At 47.3% G+C, this 22,003-nt stretch carries 21 protein-coding genes, 6 tRNA genes and 2 rRNA genes; 28 read left to right on the top strand and 1 reads right to left on the bottom strand.

The window, feature by feature from the left end:
• The 9 genes from BR02_RS0111705 to disA all read left to right on the top strand — a co-directional run.
• Positions 1-126: ribosomal RNA gene (locus tag BR02_RS0111705) — 23S ribosomal RNA — on the top strand; the annotation flags it as partial.
• 51 nt (positions 127-177) lie between these two features.
• Positions 178-292: ribosomal RNA gene (gene rrf, locus BR02_RS0111700) — 5S ribosomal RNA — on the top strand.
• 8 nt (positions 293-300) lie between these two features.
• Positions 301-375: transfer RNA gene (locus BR02_RS0111695), tRNA-Asn, on the top strand.
• 214 nt (positions 376-589) lie between these two features.
• A complete protein-coding gene (locus BR02_RS0111690) occupies positions 590-1,057 on the top strand; it encodes a CtsR family transcriptional regulator (RefSeq protein WP_031517306.1) in 468 nt (155 codons plus the stop codon).
• A 16-nt stretch (positions 1,058-1,073) separates the two neighbouring features.
• Positions 1,074-1,574: a UvrB/UvrC motif-containing protein gene (locus BR02_RS0111685; protein ID WP_031517303.1), complete on the top strand. Its 501-nt coding sequence runs from the start codon at positions 1,074-1,076 to the stop codon at positions 1,572-1,574.
• A 13-nt stretch (positions 1,575-1,587) separates the two neighbouring features.
• Positions 1,588-2,658 carry a protein arginine kinase gene (locus BR02_RS0111680; protein ID WP_031517301.1) on the top strand — a complete coding sequence of 357 codons (1,071 nt, stop codon included), beginning with the start codon at positions 1,588-1,590 and terminating at the stop codon, positions 2,656-2,658.
• 27 nt (positions 2,659-2,685) lie between these two features.
• The gene (locus BR02_RS0111675; protein ID WP_031517299.1) at positions 2,686-5,154 is read left to right on the top strand and encodes an ATP-dependent Clp protease ATP-binding subunit; all 2,469 of its coding nucleotides are present in this window, start codon (positions 2,686-2,688) and stop codon (positions 5,152-5,154) included.
• Between the two features lie 180 nt (positions 5,155-5,334).
• Positions 5,335-6,711: a DNA repair protein RadA gene (gene radA, locus BR02_RS0111670; protein ID WP_031517297.1), complete on the top strand. Its 1,377-nt coding sequence runs from the start codon at positions 5,335-5,337 to the stop codon at positions 6,709-6,711.
• Positions 6,704-7,783: a DNA integrity scanning diadenylate cyclase DisA gene (gene disA, locus BR02_RS0111665; protein WP_031517296.1), complete on the top strand. Its 1,080-nt coding sequence runs from the start codon at positions 6,704-6,706 to the stop codon at positions 7,781-7,783. Before radA ends, disA begins: the two co-directional genes overlap by 8 nt.
• Positions 7,784-7,865: 82 nt before the next feature.
• Here the strand turns inward: disA and BR02_RS0111655 are convergent, their stop codons facing one another.
• Entirely contained in the window at positions 7,866-8,264 is a 399-nt protein-coding gene (locus BR02_RS0111655; RefSeq protein ID WP_031517293.1) for a hypothetical protein, read from the bottom strand.
• Between the two features lie 187 nt (positions 8,265-8,451).
• Between BR02_RS0111655 and BR02_RS0111650 the strand changes: the two genes are divergently transcribed.
• The 19 genes from BR02_RS0111650 to BR02_RS0111560 all read left to right on the top strand — a co-directional run.
• A complete protein-coding gene (locus BR02_RS0111650; protein ID WP_031517291.1) occupies positions 8,452-8,928 on the top strand; it encodes a CarD family transcriptional regulator in 477 nt (158 codons plus the stop codon).
• 307 nt (positions 8,929-9,235) lie between these two features.
• Positions 9,236-10,381, top strand: a complete 1,146-nt coding sequence (locus tag BR02_RS0111645; protein ID WP_031517289.1) for a PIN/TRAM domain-containing protein — start codon at positions 9,236-9,238, stop codon at positions 10,379-10,381.
• Positions 10,374-11,093, top strand: coding sequence for a 2-C-methyl-D-erythritol 4-phosphate cytidylyltransferase (gene ispD / locus BR02_RS0111640; RefSeq protein WP_114638881.1), 720 nt, complete (start codon positions 10,374-10,376; stop codon positions 11,091-11,093). The genes BR02_RS0111645 and ispD overlap by 8 nt, the downstream gene beginning before the upstream one ends.
• On the top strand, positions 11,071-11,550 hold the full coding sequence (ispF, locus tag BR02_RS0111635) for a 2-C-methyl-D-erythritol 2,4-cyclodiphosphate synthase (protein ID WP_031517285.1): 480 nt from the start codon (positions 11,071-11,073) through the stop codon (positions 11,548-11,550). The genes ispD and ispF overlap by 23 nt, the downstream gene beginning before the upstream one ends.
• Positions 11,551-11,639: 89 nt before the next feature.
• Positions 11,640-13,352 carry a glutamine--tRNA ligase/YqeY domain fusion protein gene (locus BR02_RS0111630; RefSeq protein ID WP_051688293.1) on the top strand — a complete coding sequence of 571 codons (1,713 nt, stop codon included), beginning with the start codon at positions 11,640-11,642 and terminating at the stop codon, positions 13,350-13,352.
• A gap of 88 nt (positions 13,353-13,440) precedes the next feature.
• The gene (gene gltX, locus BR02_RS0111625; RefSeq protein WP_031517282.1) at positions 13,441-14,904 is read left to right on the top strand and encodes a glutamate--tRNA ligase; all 1,464 of its coding nucleotides are present in this window, start codon (positions 13,441-13,443) and stop codon (positions 14,902-14,904) included.
• A gap of 74 nt (positions 14,905-14,978) precedes the next feature.
• Positions 14,979-15,674, top strand: a complete 696-nt coding sequence (cysE, locus tag BR02_RS0111620; RefSeq protein WP_031517280.1) for a serine O-acetyltransferase — start codon at positions 14,979-14,981, stop codon at positions 15,672-15,674.
• Positions 15,670-17,130 carry a cysteine--tRNA ligase gene (gene cysS, locus BR02_RS0111615; protein ID WP_031517278.1) on the top strand — a complete coding sequence of 487 codons (1,461 nt, stop codon included), beginning with the start codon at positions 15,670-15,672 and terminating at the stop codon, positions 17,128-17,130. Before cysE ends, cysS begins: the two co-directional genes overlap by 5 nt.
• A 35-nt stretch (positions 17,131-17,165) precedes the next feature.
• The gene (locus BR02_RS0111610; protein ID WP_051688294.1) at positions 17,166-17,582 is read left to right on the top strand and encodes a Mini-ribonuclease 3; all 417 of its coding nucleotides are present in this window, start codon (positions 17,166-17,168) and stop codon (positions 17,580-17,582) included.
• A gap of 46 nt (positions 17,583-17,628) precedes the next feature.
• On the top strand, positions 17,629-18,396 hold the full coding sequence (gene thyX / locus BR02_RS0111605) for an FAD-dependent thymidylate synthase (RefSeq protein WP_031517273.1): 768 nt from the start codon (positions 17,629-17,631) through the stop codon (positions 18,394-18,396).
• Between the two features lie 12 nt (positions 18,397-18,408).
• On the top strand, positions 18,409-19,155 hold the full coding sequence (gene rlmB / locus BR02_RS0111600) for a 23S rRNA (guanosine(2251)-2'-O)-methyltransferase RlmB (RefSeq protein WP_031517271.1): 747 nt from the start codon (positions 18,409-18,411) through the stop codon (positions 19,153-19,155).
• Positions 19,148-19,654 (top strand): NYN domain-containing protein, encoded by a 507-nt coding sequence (locus BR02_RS0111595; protein ID WP_031517269.1) that lies wholly within the window; start codon positions 19,148-19,150, stop codon positions 19,652-19,654. The genes rlmB and BR02_RS0111595 overlap by 8 nt, the downstream gene beginning before the upstream one ends.
• 147 nt (positions 19,655-19,801) lie before the next feature.
• Positions 19,802-20,446 (top strand): RNA polymerase sporulation sigma factor SigH, encoded by a 645-nt coding sequence (sigH, locus tag BR02_RS0111590; RefSeq protein WP_031517267.1) that lies wholly within the window; start codon positions 19,802-19,804, stop codon positions 20,444-20,446.
• A 102-nt stretch (positions 20,447-20,548) separates the two neighbouring features.
• A tRNA-Thr gene (locus BR02_RS0111585) sits at positions 20,549-20,624 on the top strand.
• Positions 20,625-20,662: 38 nt separating this feature from the next.
• Positions 20,663-20,748 (top strand) — tRNA-Tyr (locus BR02_RS0111580).
• A 68-nt stretch (positions 20,749-20,816) separates the two neighbouring features.
• Positions 20,817-20,892: transfer RNA gene (locus BR02_RS0111575), tRNA-Met, on the top strand.
• A gap of 3 nt (positions 20,893-20,895) precedes the next feature.
• A tRNA-Thr gene (locus BR02_RS0111570) sits at positions 20,896-20,971 on the top strand.
• A 17-nt stretch (positions 20,972-20,988) separates the two neighbouring features.
• Positions 20,989-21,065: transfer RNA gene (locus tag BR02_RS0111565), tRNA-Met, on the top strand.
• 177 nt (positions 21,066-21,242) lie between these two features.
• Positions 21,243-22,003 (top strand): elongation factor Tu (locus BR02_RS0111560; protein WP_031517265.1); only part of this gene is annotated, 761 nt, incomplete at its 3' end.

The following is a 22,003-nucleotide window of genomic DNA, read 5'->3' as shown; positions in this document are numbered from 1 at the left end:
CCTTCAAGATGAGGTTTCCCACCGTAAGGTTAAGACCCCATGTAGACCACATGGTAGATAGGCCGGGTGTGTAAGCACAGCAATGTGTTTAGCTGACCGGTACTAATAGGTCGAGGGCTTGACCAAGAAGGCTTTTCTAAAAGAGTTGTGCAGTTTTGAAAGAATGACAATAATATTTTCGGTGACGATACCGCAGAGGGTACACCCGTTCCCATCCCGAACACGGAAGTTAAGCTCTGCAGGGCCGATGGTACTAGGGCATAAGCCCTGGGAGAGTAGGTCGTTGCCGAAATTTTATATTCCTCGATAGCTCAACGGTAGAGCACCCGGCTGTTAACCGGTAGGTTGTAGGTTCGAATCCTACTCGAGGAGCCAGTTAAAACGTCAGGTTTAATACCTGGCGTTTTTTTGTTTGCAAATATACAAAATAGGCGTGAGGGTGAAATTTGTTAAGATAATAAGCAAATATAAGGGTTAAAAGCTAAAAAATCAGTTTATTTTGGACTTGTATAAAAATAGTATTTTGGTGGTATACTTTAGTTAAAGTCAGTCAAGGTCAAACTTTCTTTGGAGAAGGTGATATGGAAAAATGTCAAGCATTTCAAATATTATTGAAGCATATTTGAAAAAAATGTTAAACAGCAGCAATGACGGTGCCATTGAAATTCAAAGAAATGAATTAGCCGAACGGTTTAACTGTGTTCCTTCGCAAATAAATTATGTCTTGTCCACACGTTTTACCATTAAGCATGGTTTTATCATTGAAAGCAAGCGGGGTGGCGGCGGTTATGTTCGGATAGAGAAGGTGCCAATGGGGGACGGTTATAAGTGGTTGAAGGAACTTTACATTTTAGTGGGGGACGCCATCAACCAGAAACAGGCCATGGGCATATTGGGGCGTTTACATGAAGAAAAAATAATTACCACCAGGGAATTATATATTATGAAAGCTGCAGTTGACCGGTCGGCCTTGAGGGTTGATTTACCCTGGAGAGATAAATTGCGGGCAGAGATTTTAAAGGCGATGCTATCATCCCTAGCTCTGCAAAAACAATAGTCAGGGGGCGGAAAAGATGATTTGTGAGAGATGTAAGCAGCGCAATGCTACGGTACATTTAACGCACGTTGTAAACAATAATAAAAGCGAGATAAGGGTGTGTGATCAATGTGCCAGGGAGTTACAGCAGGATTTTGGCGCAAGCATGCAGTTTAATTTGCATAACCTTCTGGGTGGGCTTATGTTCAGTGATTATGGCCCCTCTGTTAAACTGCAGCAAGAAGTAAAATGCGAAAGGTGCGGTACAGGTCAAAGCCAGTTTGCTAAGGGTGGTTTATTAGGTTGCCCTCAATGTTATGAGAGTTTTGATGACAACCTTGCTCCTCTGATTAAAAGGATTCAAGGCACAGAAACTCACACCGGCAAGGTGCCAAAAAGGACCGGTGGCAAGGTGCGCATAAATAAGGAGATTAGAACTTTAAAGGCTGCCATGCAGCGACACATTAATAATGAAGAGTTTGAAAAGGCCGCGGAGCTTAGAGATAAGATAAGATCCTTAGAGGAAAAATTGCAGTGAGGGGTGATGGGGAATGGGGCTTAAGTCATTGCTTAACAGTGCCCACGTAAGATGGATGGACGGAAATGGGCCCGAAAGCGATGTGGTAATTAGCAGTCGCATTCGGGTGGCAAGAAATTTTAAAGATGTGATTTTCCCTCATTTAATGAAGGAGAGCGACGCGGAACCTGTTTTTCATGCCGTTCAATTGGTGACATCACAGCCACAGACAGTGGAGAGGTTTGGCAGTATGGACTTTGTGCGGATAACAGAGTTGACACCTGTGGAAAGACGGCTGTTAATGGAAAAGCACTTGATAAGCCCTGACTTATTAAAGGACATTGAAAATAAGGCTGTGGTTATAAGTGAAGATCAAGAGGTAAACATAATGTTAAACGAAGAGGACCATTTGCGCATACAGTGTTTATTGCCGGGACTGCAACTAAACAAGGGGTGGCAAATGGTTGATGAGCTTGATGATTTATTGGAGCAAACCATAGATTATGCATACTCAGAGCAGTTTGGCTATTTAACGGTCTGCCCCACAAATATTGGTACCGGACTGCGGGCGTCGGTGATGCTGCACCTGCCCGGCTTGACCATGTTAAAACAAATGGGCAGTGTGATAACTGCCATTTCTAAGATAGGTCTCACCGTTCGCGGACTCCATGGCGAAGGCAGCGGTGCCTCTGGCAATATTTATCAGGTTTCAAACCAAATTACATTAGGTCATACTGAAGAAGAGATTATTAACAATCTTACCTTTGTTATAAAACAGCTGATAGATCAGGAAAGAAATGCAAGAAAGGTTTTGCATCGTGACAATAGGCATCCCTTGGAAGATAAAATTTTTCGGGCCTATGGGGTATTGAAGAATGCCAGGATGTTAACTTCCGGCGAAGCAATGAAATTAATTTCTGATGTTAGGCTCGGTGTGGAATTAGGAATTATTAAAGATGTTTCACAGCAACTGCTAAATGAGTTAACGGTGATAATTACCCCGGCTTTTTTATTGAAGCAAATGCAAAGGGATTTGAGTGCGGAGGAAAGGGATGTTTTAAGAGCCCAGAAGGTACGGGAAAGTTTAAATAAAGGGATTGGTTAAGAGTATATTACAGGAGGTGTATAAGACATGCGTATAAGATTTACAGAACGGGCCCGGAAGGTGATATCATTGGCCCAAGAGGAAGCAAGAAACATGAATTACCCCTATGTGGGTACCGAACATATATTGCTGGGATTGATAAGGGAAGGGCAGGGCATAGCCTCTAAGGCCCTGAATGAATTGGGGATTGACGCTGAAAGAGTAAGGGCGGCAGTTGAAAAAATTGTAGAAAAGGGTCAAGGCAGTGTACCCGATGAAATACCACTTACCCCCAGGGGCAAAAGGGTTATTGACTTGGCAGTGCATTTTGCAAACGGCATGGGTCACAGCTATGTGGGCACAGAACATCTGCTGCTGGGTTTAATAAGAGAGGGCGAGGGTGTTGCTGCCCAGGTGCTTTTGTCCATGGGAGCTGACCTGCAAAGGGTACAAAATGTTCTTTTGCAAATGTTAGGCGGAGGCGGACATCCCCAAGGGCAAGACGGAAAAGGGTCAATGCCACAGCAACAGTCCGGCGGCTGCAGCGGTGGAAGCTGCGGGAGAGCGGCCACCCTGGATGAATTTGGTCAAGACTTAAATGAATTGGCTAAGAAAGATAAGCTTGACCCGGTGGTGGGGCGTCAAAAGGAAATTGAGAGGGTAATTCAGGTGTTAAGCCGCCGTACCAAGAATAACCCTGTGCTTGTGGGTGAACCCGGGGTAGGGAAAACTGCCATAGCTGAAGGTTTGGCTCAGAAGATTGTTAACGGTGAGGTGCCGGAAACCCTCTTGAACAAAAGGGTAGTAACCCTTGATTTGCCGGCCATGGTTGCGGGCACAAAGTACCGCGGCGAATTTGAAGACCGCCTGAAAAAGGTAATCAATGAAATTAAAGCCGACGGTAATGTTATTGTATTTATTGATGAACTGCATACCTTAATCGGTGCCGGCGGTGCAGAGGGGGCAATAGATGCTTCCAATATATTAAAGCCCGCCTTAGCCAGGGGCGAATTACAAACAATAGGGGCTACCACGCTGGATGAATACCGTAAACATATTGAAAAGGATCCGGCCCTAGAGCGGCGTTTCCAACCTGTTAAGGTGGATGAGCCCACTGTGGACGAAACAATTCAAATACTTATGGGCTTAAGGGATAAATATGAAGCCCACCACCGGGTGCGCATAACAGATGAGGCTTTAAGGGCGGCGGCTAAACTGTCCCATAGGTATATTTCTGACCGCTTCCTGCCGGATAAAGCCATCGATCTCATTGACGAAGCCGCTTCCCGGGTACGGATGCAGGCCTATACTGCACCGCCGGACTTAAAGGAACTGGAAAAAGAGATAGAGGAAGTAAGAAGTGAAAAACAAGCGGCCATTAACAATCAGGAATTTGAAAAGGCCGCAAGCTTGCGGGATCGTGAAAAGGAGCTTATCCAGCAAATAGAGGCAGAGCGCAACCAATGGAAACAGCAGCAGGGGGATAAGGAGCTGGTGGTTGGTGAAAATGAAATTGCAACCATTGTATCCAGCTGGACGGGAATTCCGGTGCAAAAACTGGCCCAAGAGGAGTCAGAGCGCCTATTAAACTTAGAAAACATTTTGCATGAGCGGGTGATTGGGCAGGACGAGGCCGTAAAAGCGGTGGCAAAGGCAGTTCGACGGGCCAGGGCAGGGTTAAAGGATCCGAAAAGGCCCATTGGCTCCTTTATATTCCTGGGTCCAACCGGGGTAGGCAAAACAGAGTTGGCCAAGGCCCTGGCGGAAAGTCTCTTTGGTGATGAGGATGCCATGGTTCGGATAGATATGTCTGAGTACATGGAGAAACATACCGTTTCAAGGCTGGTCGGTGCCCCTCCCGGTTATGTGGGATATGACGAAGGCGGTCAACTGACAGAGGCGGTGCGGCGGCGTCCTTATTCGGTTGTCTTGCTGGATGAAATTGAGAAGGCACATCCCGATGTCTTTAATGTCTTACTGCAGGTGTTAGAAGACGGACGCTTAACTGAGGCCAGGGGAAGAACAGTTGATTTTCGAAACACCGTAATTATAATGACTTCAAATGTAGGTGTACAAAGGCTAAAGCATACTCCGGTGGTGGGTATTCGTGTAGATAACCGGGAAGAAGCGCGCTCTGAGGAAATACACAGGGAGCTTAAAAAAGACTTGGAAAGAACTTTTAGGCCGGAGTTTTTAAACCGGATAGATGAAATAGTCTACTTCCATGCTTTGGGTCGCCGGCATATCAAGGAAATTGTCAGCCTAATGCTCAATGAGGTGGCTAAGCGAATGGCCGAACATGAAATATATTTAGAGTTCACCGAACAGAGCAAGTTAGTTCTGGCAGATAGGGGTTACAGTGAAGAATACGGTGCCAGACCCCTGCGCAGGGAAATTCAGAAGAGTGTTGAGGATAAATTATCAGAGGAATTGCTGGAAGGTAATATAAAGGCCGGGGACAGGGTATTGATTGACGGCGACGGGGCCCAAGGTATTACGGTCAAAAAGGCGAGCTAAGGTTTAGATTTAGCCCATAGATATCAGCGCCTAATTGGGGACGGTTTTCCTGTCATGACGGGAAAACCGTCCCTAAGCTTTAAGGGGGGCAGCATGGGCTTTTAAGTTTAACACTGTACCCATTGAAGTCTACGTGATATAATTAAATGTTGAGAAAAGAGGCTGGGAGGGGTGATTCTCATAGGGAAAAAATCCAGTTTCTTGTGTCAAGAGTGCGGTCACCGCTCGGTTATGTGGATGGGCCGGTGTCCCGGTTGCGGTTCTTGGAACACCCTTGTGGAAGAGTTAACAACCGCCAAGGGAAGGCCCGCCAAAGCATTGGGTGATGACATGCTGCCCATAAAGCTGTCACAGGTAGATTTGGCACAGGAGAACAGATATGTCACCGGCATTGGAGAATTGGACAGGGTTTTGGGGGGAGGAGTTGTTCCGGGCTCACTTATTTTGGTGGGTGGGGATCCCGGAATAGGGAAATCGACCTTGTTGCTGCAGGCGGCCAGCAGTTTAAGCTCCGGTGGCAGTGTACTGTATATAACCGGTGAGGAATCACTTAAACAAGTTGCCATGCGGGCCAAACGATTGGGTATCAAAACCGAAAACCTTTTCTTAGCCTCAGAAACTGACATCGAGACTGCCATTCAGCAATTAACCAACCTATCTCCGCGCGTTGCGGTAATTGACTCCATTCAAACAATGATGCATCCAGAGATCAGTTCTGCTCCCGGCAGCGTATCCCAGGTGCGTGAAAGCACTGCCAGGCTGATGAATTTTGCCAAAAATCATGGTATTGCAATATTTATAGTGGGCCATGTTACTAAAGAGGGCGCCATAGCGGGCCCGCGGGTGTTGGAGCACATGGTAGACACAGTTTTATACTTTGAAGGAGACGGCCATCAGTCTTATCGTATTTTACGGGCTGTTAAAAACCGCTTTGGTTCCACCAATGAATTGGGGATATTTGAAATGCAGGGCCGGGGCTTAAAGGAAATAGCAAACCCCTCTGCCTTGTTTTTGGAAAGACACCCCTTATCTTCGGCTCCGGGCTCGGTGGTTGTGCCGAGCTTAGAAGGCACCAGACCGCTGCTGGTGGAAATACAGGCCTTGGTTTGCCCTAATTCTTTCGGTGTACCCCGGCGGATGACAACAGGGGTTGATCACAACCGGGTTGCTTTAATTATGGCGGTGTTAGAAAAGAGAGTCGGTTTAAAGATGGGCGGCCACGATGCCTATGTTAATGTTGTGGGCGGCGTTCGCTTGTTGGAGCCCGCCGTTGATTTAGCGGTGGCCCTGGCCTTGGCCTCCAGTTACCGCGAAAAGCTTGTGGCCGATGATATGGTTGTAATAGGTGAAATAGGTTTAACCGGTGAGGTTAGGCCTGTTACCGGACTGGAGAGAAGATTAAAGGAAGCGCAAAATTTGGGATTTAGGAAAGCCCTTGTGCCCCAAACGGGTATAGGAAAGATGACTTTGCCCAAGATGAATATTTTTACGGTGAATACACTTTATGAAGCCATTGATCTGGCCTTAAATGTTAAAGGGGGAGCATACCGTGGCTAGGGACGAAATAGTTGAAGATAAGTTACTCAAGGTATTACGAAAGGTTGCTCCGGGCACTACCTTGCGTGAGGGGCTGGAGAACATTTTAAGGGCTAAAACCGGTGCTTTAATTGTAGTGGCAGATTCCCAGGAAGTTTTAGACATAGCCGAGGGGGGCTTTATAATTAATGCGGATATGTCGCCGGCGGCCTTGTATGAACTGGCTAAAATGGATGGGGCAATTATTTTAACGGAAGACTGCAAAAGGATTATCGCTGCCAACACGCAGCTAATACCGGATTTAATTATACCTTCATCTGAAACCGGTATTAGGCACCGCACGGCGGAAAGGGTTGCCAAACAGTGCGGGGCGCTGGTCATATCCATTTCTCAGCGCCGGGGTGTGATTACATTATATAAGGGATCCTTAAAATATGTTTTAAAGGATATAGGGGTTATACTGAGCAAAGCAAATCAGGCCATTCAAACATTGGAAAAATACCGCTCTGTTCAAAACACTGTGATGTTGGAATTATCCAGGCTTGAATTTGAAGATATGGTAACCCTTTATGATGTTACCAAGGCGATACAAAGGGCAGAAATGGTGCTGCGGGTGGTAAAAGAAATTGAACGTTACATAAGTGAGTTGGGTTCCGAAGGCCGTTTAATTACCATGCAGATGGAAGAATTGGTTACAAATGTTGAAGAAGAAGCCTTGTTAGTGATCCAAGACTACTCCACCGACGATGAAAAAACACCGGAAGGTATTTTGGAAATAGTAAACAGCTGGCCGGCGGAGGACCTCTTGGACTTGGCCCTCATTGCCCGGGCGCTGGGTTATCCGGGCAGCCAAAGTATACTGGACCAGAATGTAACCCCTAGGGGCTATCGGGTGCTGCGAAAAATACCTCGGCTGCCGGTGCCGGTGATTGAAAACTTGGTAAGGGAATTTAAGACACTGCAGAATATACTGGGGGCCAGCATTGCCCAGCTGGATGACGTGGAAGGTATTGGCGAAGTGCGTGCCAGATCAATAAAAGATGGCTTGGGCAGATACCGGGAAAAACTGCAGCAGGACAGGGGGACCTATTAGCTGCCCATAGGGTGGGCGCTGCCCTTAACGAAAACTATGCTTGGGGCGGCTTTTATGCCCCCCCAAGCATATATCATTTTTATCAAGTAAAACTGTAGTATTTCAGTATTCTCATTTTATCATGTTCTTTAATCATAATATCAAACAGGTTCAGATCAAGTTGATTACATAAGGCCGCCAGATATACCAAGGACCTGCCGATTTCTGTTTCTATAATCTCAATGCATTGGTCACATAACTGCCCAGACACATTAGATTCTAACATTTTCTTTATGTCAGCAATGGATGAGTTTTCTGACAAAACCTTCTTTTTAACATCAATTTTAAGGCAGCCGCAACCGGTGACAGCCTTTACTATGCTGCGGTTTATCTTCACTGAACATTCCTGATGCTTGCTTAAAATATCTAAAATGTTACCGCCGCACAGCAACTGCTCTGAAACGGTGTATTGAAATTGATCTGCCAACAGATCCTTTAACAAGCAGCACCACCCCTTAAAAAAGTCATTTTTAGATAAATTATAACGATTGCCTTTACCATTTGTCAAACTGACAACAAGAACAAAATGATGTTGACAGTCAAGATTGCCTGTGCTATAATCAATAGTTTATTTGACAGCATGACCTAATTGTGTTATACTTTAATAGGAAACGAAAGGGGGGTCGGCCTTGTTCAAAATAGGGGACAAAGTTGTCTACCCTATGCACGGTGCTGGTATTATTGAAGCAATAGAAGAAAAAGAAGTGCTGGGTGAAAAACGTAAGTATTATATTTTGCGTCTTCCCGTCGGTGACATGAAAGTTATGATACCCATAAACCACAGTGGTAATACTGGCTTGCGTGAAGTGGTCGATGATAATGGCGTACAGCGGGTAATGAAAATTTTAAGGGAAGAAACTACGGCTATGTCTTCCAATTGGAATAGGCGCTACCGGGCAAATTTAGAAAAAATTAAAAGCGGTGACATCTTTGAAGTTGCAGAGGTTGTGCGCAACTTAATTAAAAGGGATCAAGAAAAGGGATTGTCATCAGGCGAAAGAAAAATGTTAGAAAATGCCCGTCAAATATTGGTAAGCGAGCTGGTTTTAGCGGCAGAGCTAGAAGAAGACAAAGCGGTATCAATGATTGAAGGTGCCCTTGCGTAACTACGTCAGAACAAATCTGACGTAGTTATTTTTGCCGTCGGAAAGTATAAGTATTGCCGATGATAGCATAAGAAAAACCACGGCTTACGCCAGCATCAACAGATTTGGCGTAAGCCGAATTTTTCTAACCCCTATCTTGCCGGCAGCCGGAGAAAATAAAAGGCATCTCTTCGTGGGCATGACCAGATGGGCGCTGAATAGCAATAATTGTTTGTCAATTTGCCAGGAAATAGTTGAATTAACGATTGTGTATTATTTATAATGGTGGTGAATCTCTTGACTAATATAGATAGAAGGGGGGGGAACGATGGTTAGAAAAACAGTTTACTGCCTGTTAATATGTTTATTTGCTGCGGTGGGGTTTTATGCTTCGCTAAATATAATAGATCGCAACATTATAACAATACCCGAGCACTTGCCCCAGGTAAAGATTGGTCTAATTATTGTAATTAGTTTGGTGGGGGCGCTGGCAGGTGTGCTGCTTGCACCTTGGATAATAAAAGTGGCCCTGTGGTTTGCAGCCTACGTTGATCAATATCTTGCTAAAACACCCACATCAGACTTAGTGATGGGTACTGTAGGCTTAATTTTCGGACTTATAATAGCCAATTTATTAGGCTCTATTTTATCTTTCATGGGCACCATAGGTAAAGCAATATGGCTGTTAAGCACAATTTTGTTAGGTTATTTAGGACTTACTGTGGGCATAAAAAAACGCGAAGAATTGGTGGGCCTGGTATCCAGTTTTCCGCGCTTTGTTAAGGATAAGACCTCAAAGGTAGAAACTAAGGGCGGGGCTATAAAGGTATTGGATACCAGTGTTATTATTGATGGGCGAATTGCCGACTTATGTGAAAGCGGTTTTTTAGAGGGAACAATGCTGGTGCCTAACTTTGTGGTTGATGAGTTAAGGCATATTGCCGATTCCGCTGACGTATTAAAGAGAAATAGGGGGCGGCGCGGCTTAGACATACTTAACCATATGCGCAAAAACATGCCCGATGTTAAGGTTCAGGTTTATGACGATCTGAGTGGTTTGGAAGATATACCGGAGGTAGACGCTAAACTGGTTAAGTTAGCAGAGAAGCTGGGTGCCAAAATATTAACCAACGATTTTAATTTGAATAAAGTTGCTGAGCTCCATGGGGTAAAGGTGCTCAATATCAATGAGTTGGCCAATGCGGTCAAACCTGTTGTACTGCCCGGTGAGGAAATGGTGGTACAGGTGGTAAAGGACGGCAAGGAAATGGGGCAGGGTTTGGCCTACCTGGAGGACGGCACCATGATTGTGGTTGACGGTGGCAAGCGCTTTATGGGTCAAACCATCACGGTATTGGTTACCAGTGTTTTACAAACCGCTGCCGGTAGAATGATATTTGCAAAACCCAAGTCCAACGATCGCAGGGGAGAATCTGCCCAGCACTATAGTGACGGAGTGAATGCCCTTGGCTAAGGTATATGCGGTAATTGCTGCTGCCGGTACCGGCAGTAGGATGGGTACCAAAACGAAAAAACAGTACCTTGAGCTCAATAAGCTGCCAATTTTGGTACACACCCTAAATCTTTTTGAGCATTGCTCTCTTATTGACGGCATAACCTTGGTGGTTGGCAGAGAAGAAATCTCTTGGTGCCAAGAGGAAATTGTTGCTAAATTTAATTATAGTAAGGTGCTGTCGGTGGTGCCCGGTGGTGATCACCGACAGCAATCTGTTTATAGAGGATTGATGGCTGTTCCGGCCAGAGATGAAGATTTGGTGGTTATTCATGACGGCGCCAGGCCCTTATTGACGGAAGACCTGTTAACAAATGCTGTGCTCAAGGCCCGGGAGGTAAATGCCGTTGTAATTGCCGTTCCGGTAAAGGACACTATTAAATGGGCCGATGGGCGAGGCCGGGTAACACAAACCCCACCGCGGGACAGCTTGTGGGCGGCGCAGACACCTCAAATCTTCAACTGTAAGTTATTAAAGGAAGCACACAAGAGGGCCCTTGCTAAAGGTTTTGTCGGCACTGACGATGCTTCCTTGGTGGAAGATTTGGGACATGCTGTGCACCTGGTGCCGGGCAGCTATGAAAATATAAAGATTACTACACCGGAGGACCTGCTGCTGGCAGAGGAGATAATTAAAAGGAGGAAGGCCTTTGCGGGTGGGAATAGGGTATGATGTGCATCGCTTGGTGGAAGGACGCCCGCTGATTATCGGCGGCGTAAAGATCCCCTTTCAACTGGGGCTTGCCGGCCACTCTGATGCTGATGTGCTAGTTCACGCTGTTATGGACGCCTTGTTGGGTGCTGCGGGGCTTGGTGACATTGGCAGGCATTTTCCGGACAGCGATGAGAAATATAAGGGCGCATCCAGCCTGCTGCTGCTGATGGAAGTGAAGGAGAAGCTGCGGCAGAAGGGTTATCGGGTGAATAATTTAGATGCGGTACTGGTGGCCCAGGCCCCTAAATTGGCACCCCATATCAGTGCAATGCAAAGTAACATTGCCGCGGCATTGGAAGTCCCGCCGGATATGGTAAACGTCAAGGCAACCACAACCGAGCACCTGGGTTTTGTGGGCCGGGGTGAGGGCATTGGAGCCTATGCCGCCTGCACCGTCTGTGCAGTGGATTGCTAAATGACTATACTCATAAGAAAAAGGTTTTTTGGACAGCCTGTGGAAAGTAGAAACTTTATAAAAATTAAATGAATAAGGGAGCCTGGGAAATGACGGAGAGAAAGTTTACCAGTTTTATTCATGACATTATTGATGAGGACCTAAAAAGGGGAAAAAATGATGGCCGGGTACATACCAGATTTCCGCCGGAACCCAATGGTTATTTGCATATCGGTCATGCCAAGTCCATTTGCTTAAACTTTGGCATAGCTGAAGAGTATGGGGGCTTATGTAATTTAAGGTTTGATGATACCAACCCCACCAAGGAAGACCTTGAGTATGTTGAATCCATCAAAGAGGACGTAAAGTGGTTAGGTTATGACTGGGATGACCGCTTGTATTATGCTTCGGACTACTTTGAACAATTATACCAATATGCTGTGGAGCTCATTAAAGCCGGCAAGGCCTATGTGGATGATTTGAGCGCCGATGAAATTAGGGAATATCGCGGCACTTTAACCGAACCGGGAAAAAACAGCCCCTATCGGGAACGGTCCGTGGAGGAAAACCTTGAACTGTTTGAAAAAATGAGGGCCGGAAAATTCCCTGAAGGGTCCTGTGTTTTGCGCGCCAAAATTGATATGGCCTCGCCTAACTTAAATATGCGGGATCCTGTGCTCTATCGCATACAGCACACAAGCCACCATCGTACCGGGGATAAGTGGTGTATTTACCCCATGTACGATTATGCCCATCCCCTTTCCGATGCCATGGAGGGTATTACCCATTCCATATGCACCGTTGAATTTGAGGATCACCGGCCCCTATATGACTGGGTTGTTGAAAATGTCAAGGGGCTCAAATCCCGGCCCCAGCAAATTGAATTTGCCCGCCTTAACTTGAGCCACACCGTTATGAGCAAGCGAAAGCTTCGCCAATTGGTGGAAGAAGGCTATGTAAAGGGTTGGGATGACCCCAGGATGCCGACCATTTCCGGCCTGCGGCGCCGGGGCTATACCCCGGAATCGATACGGGATTTTTGTGAGCGCATAGGGGTGGCCAAGGCGGACAGCATGGTGGACATTGCAATGCTGGAGCATTGTATACGGGAGGATCTGAACTATAAGGCCCCGCGGGTGATGGCGGTACTGCGGCCGCTCAAGGTGGTTATTGAAAACTACCCGGAGGGTGAAGTGGAATGGTTGGATGCGGAATACAGCCAGGAAAACCCTGAACTGGGCAGCAGAAAAATCCCCTTTGCCCGGGAGATTTACATTGAGCGGGAAGACTTCATGGAGGATCCGCCGAAAAAATTCTTCCGCCTTGCACCGGGTCGAGAGGTGAGGTTGAAGTATGCTTATATTATCAAGTGCGAACGGGTGATCAAGGATGAAAACACCGGGGAAATTATTGAACTTCGCTGCACCTATGATCCCGCAACGCGCAGCGGCAGCCCTACGGCAACCCGAAGGGTAAAGGGCACCCTGCACTGGGTGACGGTGGAACACGGCATCGAGGCAGAGGTGCGCATTTATCATAATTTATTTAACAAAGCAAACCCTGAAGAAGAAAAGGACGTTGATTTTAAGCAAAATATCAATCCCAATTCTCTGGAAGTGTTAAGATCGGTGCTGGAGCCCACCTTGGCTGAGGCAGCCGTGGGAAGCAGGTATCAGTTTTTAAGGCAGGGATATTTTTGTGTGGATGCCGATTCCACCACCCAATTGCCGGTGTTTAACAGGATAGTTTCCCTAAAGGATACCTGGGCTAAGCTGCAGAAAAAAGAAGCAAATAAGAATAAAAACAAGACCTCTTCTTTATAGAAGGGGTTTTGTTGTGGTAAACTGTTATAAAGGTGATATAATATTTATCTAGTAATATCAATATATGGATAGATGAGGAGGAGTTTGTTTGTCTGTTCGGGTACGTTTTGCCCCAAGCCCAACGGGGCCTTTACATATTGGAGGAGCAAGGTCGGCATTGTTTAATTGGCTTTTTGCCCGCCACCATGGGGGCCAATTTATAGTTAGAATTGAAGATACCGATATGGAAAGATCATCCCGCCAATCGGAAGAAAACATTTTGGCTGCCCTAAGGTGGTTGGGAATTGACTGGGACGAGGGGATAGATGTGGGCGGGAATAACGGTCCCTATCGTCAGACAGAGCGGTTAGATATTTATCGCCGGGTGGCCCAGCAGCTGCTGGAGCAGGGTTTAGCCTATCACTGTTATTGCAGTGAGGAAAAATTGGCAGCGGATCGGGAGCGGCTGATGGCCAAGGGTGAACTGCCGCGGTATTTAGGACACTGCCGCCATCTTTCTCCGGAAGAGAAGGCCAAGTTTGAGGCCGAGGGCCGTAAACCGACCTTGAGATTTAAAGTTCCTGAAAACCGGGTGATTGCCGTCGATGACCGGGTGCGGGGGCGGGTTGAGTTTGAAAGCGACGGCATTGGCGACTTTATTATAATGAAGTCAGACCGGATCCCCACCTATAACTTTGCGGTGGTGGTGGATGACCATGACATGAAGATAAGCCATGTCATCCGGGCGGAGGAACACCTGTCAAACACCCCCAGGCAAATAATGCTGTATGACGCTTTAAAATGGGAAAAACCGACCTTTGCCCACGTGTCGCTGATTTTGGGTAAAGACCGGAGTAAAATGTCTAAGCGGCACGGTGCCACCTCCATTGAACAGTATAAGTCCTCGGGCTATTTACCTGAAGCCATGGTAAACTTTTTGGCGCTCATGGGCTGGTCCCCGGGTGGCGAGGAAGAGGTTTTTGCCGTGTCTGAGCTGCAGAAGCTTTTTTCCCTGGATAAGGTATCGAAAAGCCCGGCTGTGTTCGACCTGGATAAGTTGAACTGGTTAAACGGCTATTATATTCGCAACAGTGATTTGGATTATATAACTGATCTTGCGGTGCCTTACTTGCAAAGGGCCGGTTATATTGCCGAGGATGCCGGCCCGGAAGATGTCGCCCTGGCCAGGCAGATGGTGAAGGCCACCAGAAAATATTTAACGAATTTGTCTGAAGTAACCGAGCACGTGGGAATTTTTTATGATGACGCCGTGAAACCGGTGGATGATAAGGCCAGGCAGGTGCTGGCCCAGGAAGAGGTTCCGCAGGTAATGCGCCTGATGAAACAAAAGGTTTATGCCGCCGGCCAATTGGAAGAGGATGTGGTCAAAGGCATGTTAAAGGAGCTGACCAAGGAATTGGGCTTTGGGGGCAAAAAGGTGTACATGCCCCTCAGGGTGGCCTTAACAGGCAAACTGCAAGGGCCTGAACTGTATGAAATAATACCTATTTTAGGGGTGCGGCGTACGGTGGCCAGGCTGGATGCTGTGCTTGACGGAAGTATATTAAACTAAAGGGCCCACTCTGTCAGCCCTAATATAGGGTTGATATGGGGTCTCTTACTTGTAAATGTGGGAGGGTTAACTCCTTGTTTAAGCGGCTGCGTAGAGAGATTGAAGTGGTATTTGAACGGGACCCGGCGGCCAAGAGCACCTTGGAGGTGCTTTTGGCTTATCCGGGTTTACATGCCATTATGTTTCACAGAATTGCCCATCGGCTATATAAAAGAAAATGGTTTCTGATAGCACGTTTAATTTCTCAATTCTCAAGGTTTTTAACGGGCATAGAGATTCACCCCGGGGCTAAAATCGGTGAGGGCTTGTTCATTGACCACGGTTCCGGCGTGGTCATTGGTGAAACCGCTGAAATCGGTGACAACGTAACCATCTACCAGGGAGTAACCCTGGGCGGAACCGGTAAGGAAAAGGGAAAGCGCCACCCCACCATAGGGAATAATGTGGTCATTAGTTCCGGTGCAAAGGTGCTTGGCTCTTTCACTGTGGGTGATAATGTAAAAATCGGTGCCGGTTCGGTGGTGTTAACGGCCGTTCCTTCCAATTGCACGGTGGTGGGAGTGCCCGGCAAAGTGGTGGTAAAGGACGGTCAAAAGGTTGGGAAGGTGCCGGATATAGATCTGCGCCACGATTTGTTGCCTGACCCGGTGGCAGAGGCTCTTTCTGCACTGACAGAGGGTGTTCAGCGGCTGGAAAAGCGCCTTGATGAGCTGGAGAGGGAGAACGCGGTTCTAAAAACTAAGATTCAAGGGGGCCAACTTGGTGATTGAGGTATATAACACTCTGACCAGAAAAAAGGAAAAACTTGAAACCAGAAAACCGGGACGGGTTGATATGTATGTCTGTGGACCCACAACATACAACTATATTCACCTGGGAAATGCCCGCCCGATTGTGGTTTTTGACACTGTGCGCCGTTACCTGCTCTATAAGGGCTATGAGGTTACATATATTCAAAACTTTACCGACGTTGATGATAAAATTATCAACCGTGCCAGGGAGGAGGGGGACGATCCTATCCTGTTGGCACAGCGCTACATTAAAGAATACTTTGCCGATGCAGATGCTCTCAACGTAAAGCGGGCAGATAAGCATCCTAAGGTTTCTGAACACATACCTGAAATCATCCAACTTATTCAGAAACTAATTAGCAATGGCTACGCTTATAACGTGGATGGGGATGTGTATTTTAATGTGCGCAGCTATTCCGACTATGGCAAGCTGTCCGGCAGATCCCTGGATGAGATGCAGGCCGGTGCCAGGGTGGAAATAAGCGAGATCAAAAAGGATCCAATGGATTTTGCCCTATGGAAAAAGGCTAAACCCGGTGAGCCCAGCTGGGAGAGCCCCTGGGGCCAGGGGCGGCCAGGCTGGCACATAGAGTGCTCGGCCATGGCTCACAAATACCTGGGACATGGTTTTGACATACACGGAGGGGGCTATGACTTGGTATTCCCCCATCATGAGAATGAAATAGCCCAGTCTGAGGCTGCCTCCGGCCAGACATTTGCCAAATATTGGATGCACAATGGTTTTATTACGGTAAACCAAGAAAAGATGTCCAAGTCCTTGGGCAACTTTTTCCTGGTGCGGGAGATTTTAGACAAGTTCTCACCGGAAACGGTGCGTTTTTACCTCTTGTCTACCCATTATCGCAGTCCACTGGACTTTGATGATGAAAAACTGGCCGCAAGTGAGCGCGGAATGGATCGCATTAAGAACAGCTTGCGCCTGCTGGAGGAAGGGCTAAAGGCGCCGGAGGCGGATGGCGAGGCCACAGAGGATGACCGGCAGTTTGAAAATAAGCTGGTGCAGTTAAGGCAGTCCTTTGAATCGGCCATGGATGATGATTTTAACACAGCCCTGGCCATAGCCGTTTGGTTTGAGCTGGCCCGGGAGGTAAACGGTTACCTCACAAAGCTTCAATCGGGAAAAAGCAAGCAGGCATTAGAATTGCTGGAGAAGGCCAAAGAGCTCTACGGAATATTTAACGGTGTGCTGGGAGTGTTTAAGGAAGATGCCGCCACGGGGCAAATAGTATTGGATCAAAGCAAGTCCGGTGGGGACGATTTGACGGAAAAACTGCTGCAGTTAATCATCGATGTTCGGCAGCAGGCCCGTAAAAATAAAGACTGGCAAACGGCCGATGCAATCCGGGATCGTTTAAAAGAGCTGGGCATAACCCTGGAAGATACCCCACAGGGCGTTAGATGGAAACGGGATTAGTAATCCCGGCGCAAAGTATAGAAGAGAGTGAACCCATGGAATCTGAAAAATTTATCTTTAGCCATTTGCCCTTAGAAAACCCCCACTTGCTACCTCCGCTGGCCCTGGCCTACATTGGAGACGCCGTTTACGAAGTGGTGGTGCGCAAGTACTTAATTGCCAAAGGCTTGGTTAGGGCAAATAAACTACATAGGCAGGCCATAAAATATGTGCGGGCCGGTTCGCAGGCTAAAATTTTATTTGCCCTGGAAAACAAGCTTACCGATGAAGAAGTTGCTGTGGTGCGCAGGGGCAGAAATGCCAAGTCCGGCCATGTGCCCAAGGGCTCCCGGGTGATGGAGTATCGCCACAGCACGGCCTTTGAAAGTTTGATAGGCTATTTGTATCTAAAGGGCGACCTTGCCCGTTTAAACGAAATACTTGAAATTGCCCATGGGGTTATAGAAGAGTGATACTACTTTGGCGGTGCCTGCCGGCCCGCCGGTTAAGGAGAATAATATGGGTAGTAAAGAGCTAAATGTAAAGCTGCTGCGCTATACGCCCAATGCCGAAGAAATAGTGGCCATGGGCGCCAGGCTGTGCTATTCTGCGGCCTCAATTGATGAGGTGGCAGGGGGTATAGCTGTCCGAGATCAGGGTGATTTTATAAGAAAATTAATGGACATGGGACACCATACCCCCTTTGAACATGTAACCTTTACCTTTGGGGTGGAGGGTGTGTCCAGAAGCCTGCTGGCTCAAATCACCAGGCACCGCATTGCCAGTTTCAGTGTGCAGTCCCAACGCTACGTGGGAGAAACCTCTACCCAGAACCGGGGAGAAACCTTTGGCTACATTGTGCCGCAAAAGGTGAAGGAACTGGGTCAAGAGGCCGAAGAAGAATTCCACCGTCAAATGCAACAAATACAAGAGTGGTACGACGGCTGGGTGCAGCGCTTTGGCGGTGATCGTTCATCGTATGAAGATGCCAGATTTGTTTTGCCCAACGCGGCGGAAACAAAGCTGGTGGTGACAATGAATGCAAGGGAGCTAATGCACTTTTTTAATCTGCGCTGCTGCAACCGTGCCCAATGGGAAATTAGAAGGTTGGCCCACCGCATGCTGATGCTGGTAAAAGAAGTTGCTCCCACCTTGTTTGCAAAATCCGGACCCCGCTGCCTACAGGGAACTTGTCCTGAAGGCAAATTAAGTTGTGGACAAATGAAAAAGGTAAGGTTAAAATACCTTGCAGAGAGTGATAATAGCAATAAAACTACCTTGGAGTAATGGTGAGGAAAAATGTCTCAAGATATAATTGCAGGCCGCAACCCGGTTAGGGAAGCGCTGCGGGCCGGACGAACCCTGAATAAAATAATGGTGCTGTCCGGGGCCAGAACGGCGCCCATAAGAGAGATAATGGACATGGCCAGGTCCAATCGGGTGCCGGTACAAAGGGTGGACAAAAACCATCTGGACAAAATCACCGCCGGCGCCAGCCACCAGGGGGTGGTGGCGCTGGCGGCAGCGATGAATTATGTTGATCTTGACCATATAATAGACGGAATAAAAGACAGCCCCCCTTTTTTGGTTTTACTGGACGGAATACATGACCCCCATAACCTGGGGGCCATTATACGCACTGCCGATGCAGCCGGTGTACATGGGGTGGTTATACCCCAAAGGCGTGCCGTTCCCTTGACCTCAACGGTGGCAAAGGCATCGGCGGGCGCCATAGAACACCTGCCGGTGGCCAGGGTAACAAACCTGGCCCAGACCATTAAAAAGTTACAGGACAGGGGTTTTTGGGTTGTGGGTGCTGACATGGACGGGCAGCAAACACACTGGGAGTCGCCGCTGAACGGGCCCATTGCCTTGGTAATCGGTGGTGAAGGAAAGGGTTTGGGCAGGCTAATAAAAGAACGCTGCGACCTGGTTGTCAAGCTGCCCATGTTTGGCAATATCAACTCACTAAATGCGTCCGTGGCAGCGGCATTACTAATTTATGAGGTGGTGCGCCAGCGCACCCAAGGTAACAGCCATGCCTAATTATTATGTAATAGATGGATACAACGTAATTCATGCCTGGCCTGAGTTTGAAAACATCAGAGAGACTGCCCTCGACCATGCCAGGGATAAACTGATTTCCATAATGGCTAACTTTGCCGCTGCCACCGAGAGCCATGTGACGGTGGTGTTTGATGCCCACCTGGTGAAATCCGGGATTGAACATATGGAAAAAAGGTTTAACATAAAAGTCTACTACACTTCCCAGGGTGAGACGGCAGACGCCCTCATTGAAAGATTGGTCGGAGAGTTGTCCCTAAAGGGCAGGGTATACGTGGCCACATCAGACTGGGACGAACAGCGCATAATCTTTGGCCGAGGTGCATATAGATTAACGCCTAAGGAACTGGCAACATTGATAAAGAGGATCAAAAAAGAAACCAGGCGACATGCGGCCACTGATTTACCGGCGGAAGATTATTTGGAGAATAGACTGCAAGATGAGGTAAGGAAAAAATTTGAGCAATGGCGTAGAAGTTAGAACTAATCTATGCAAAAAAAGACATGCCCATCTTTTCTAGTTGACTAGCCTTTTTGATTTCAGTTATAATTGATATTGTAAGCATTTTGCTTCTTCACAAAACTAAAAAGCAAAGCTTTTTAAAAGTACAGAAAGCGGGGCGATGTAATGAGTGCCAATGCACAAAGAGAAGTTGCCGGAGATTATCACCTACTAATTGACGAAGAAGTTGTTGAATATGCCAGGCAAGGTGATAATGCCGCCTTGGAGTACTTGATTAACAAGTACAAAAACTTTGTGCGTGCTAAAGCCCGCAGTTATTTCTTGATTGGGGCAGATCGTGAAGATATTATTCAAGAAGGCATGATTGGGTTGTACAAGGCCATTCGTGATTTTAGGATGGATAAGCTATCTTCATTCAGAGCTTTTGCCGAGTTGTGCATAACCCGCCAGATAATTACCGCCATTAAGACGGCCACAAGACAGAAGCATATACCACTGAACTCATATGTTTCACTTAACAAGCCCATATACGATGAAGATTCTGATCGCACCCTGCTGGATGTTATTTCAGGTACAAAAATTACAGACCCGGAAGAACTGATTATTAGCAGGGAAGAATTTGATGATATAGAAGAAAAAATGGGGGAAATTTTAAGCTCCTTAGAGTGGAAAGTGTTGATGTCATATCTGGAAGGCAAATCATATCAAGAGATTGCCGAGGAACTAGACAGGCATGTGAAATCCATTGATAACGCCCTGCAAAGGGTAAAGAGAAAAATTGAGAGATACCTGGAAAAGAGAGAAGCCTAAGGAAAATAGCTGGATAATATTGATAGCTAAATAGTATTGACAATGGGCTCTGTATCTGTTAAGATAGACCTTGCGTTTGAGAGTTAAAATCTCAAAGAACCAGCCGGCGTAGCTCAATTGGCAGAGCAGCTGACTTGTAATCAGCAGGTTGCGGGTTCGAGTCCCATCGCCGGCTCCAGTTTTTATTACCGGCAAAATCCATTGACGGTATATTGTGGAGGAGTTCCCGAGTGGCCAAAGGGATCAGACTGTAAATCTGACGTCGGACGACTTCGTAGGTTCGAATCCTACCTCCTCCACCAAACATAAAAACTGCCAGAAAAAAGCTCTTGTCTTGTCTTTTTAATAATGGTATAATAACATTTGTCGACGCGGGGTGGAGCAGCCGGTAGCTCGTCGGGCTCATAACCCGAAGGTCGAGGGTTCAAGTCCCTCCCCCGCAACCAAATGCCGCCGTAGCTCAGTAGGTAGAGCGCATCCTTGGTAAGGATGAGGTCACCGGTTCAAGCCCGGTCGGTGGCTCCATAAAAAGCATCTAATAGGGCGGTGTAGCTCAGTTGGTCAGAGCACGCGGTTCATACCCGCGGAGTCGCTGGTTCGAATCCAGCCGCCGCTACCAAGCAAGTCCAGTGCATGCACTGGATTTTTTTGTGTTTTTTGTTAGCACTTGCAGGATTTCGCTTCTTGTTATAGAAATAACATACTGGCCTTGTGATACCGGTAGAAAAGTATAATTATAATTATTTTGGCAATAATTTAAAGACGTGTAAGAATTTTCAAGGAGGAGAGTTACCAAATGGCAAAGGAAAAATTTGAGCGGAATAAGGTGCACGTAAATATTGGAACCATCGGTCACGTTGACCACGGTAAAACCACACTGACCGCTGCTATTACTTCAGTGCTGGCCTCCGCCGGTGGCGCACAACTTAAAAAGTATGATGAAATTGACAATGCTCCGGAAGAAAGGGAGCGCGGTATCACCATCAACACCTCACACGTTGAGTATGAAACTGAAAACCGTCACTATGCACACGTTGACTGCCCTGGTCACGCCGACTATGTTAAGAACATGATTACCGGTGCTGCCCAGATGGACGGAGCCATATTGGTTGTATCAGCCGCAGACGGTCCCATGCCCCAAACCCGTGAGCACATTTTGCTGTCCCGTCAGGTGGGCGTGCCCTACATCTGCGTATTCTTGAACAAGGCAGACATGGTAGACGACGAAGAACTGCTGGAACTGGTTGACATGGAAGTGCGCGAACTGCTGTCAGCCTATGACTTCCCCGGCGACGACACCCCAATCGTTGCAGGTTCTGCCTTAAAGGCCCTGGAATGCTCCTGCGGCAGCAGAGAATGTGAATGGTGTTCAAAAATCTGGGAACTGATGGATAACGTAGACAACTACATCCCCACCCCAGAGCGTGAGCGCGACAAGCCCTTCTTGATGCCCGTTGAGGACGTATTCTCAATTACCGGACGTGGTACCGTAGCCACCGGTCGTGTTGAGCGGGGTCAAGTTAAGGTACAGGACGAGCTGGAAATTGTAGGTATGCA

Source organism: Desulfofalx alkaliphila DSM 12257, assembly GCF_000711975.1.
In the GTDB taxonomy this organism is placed as follows: Bacteria; Bacillota; Desulfotomaculia; order Desulfotomaculales; family Desulfohalotomaculaceae; genus Desulfofalx; species Desulfofalx alkaliphila.
The sequence above is the reverse complement of the archived record's forward strand: the minus strand, read 5'-3'. Positions and strand labels throughout refer to the sequence as shown.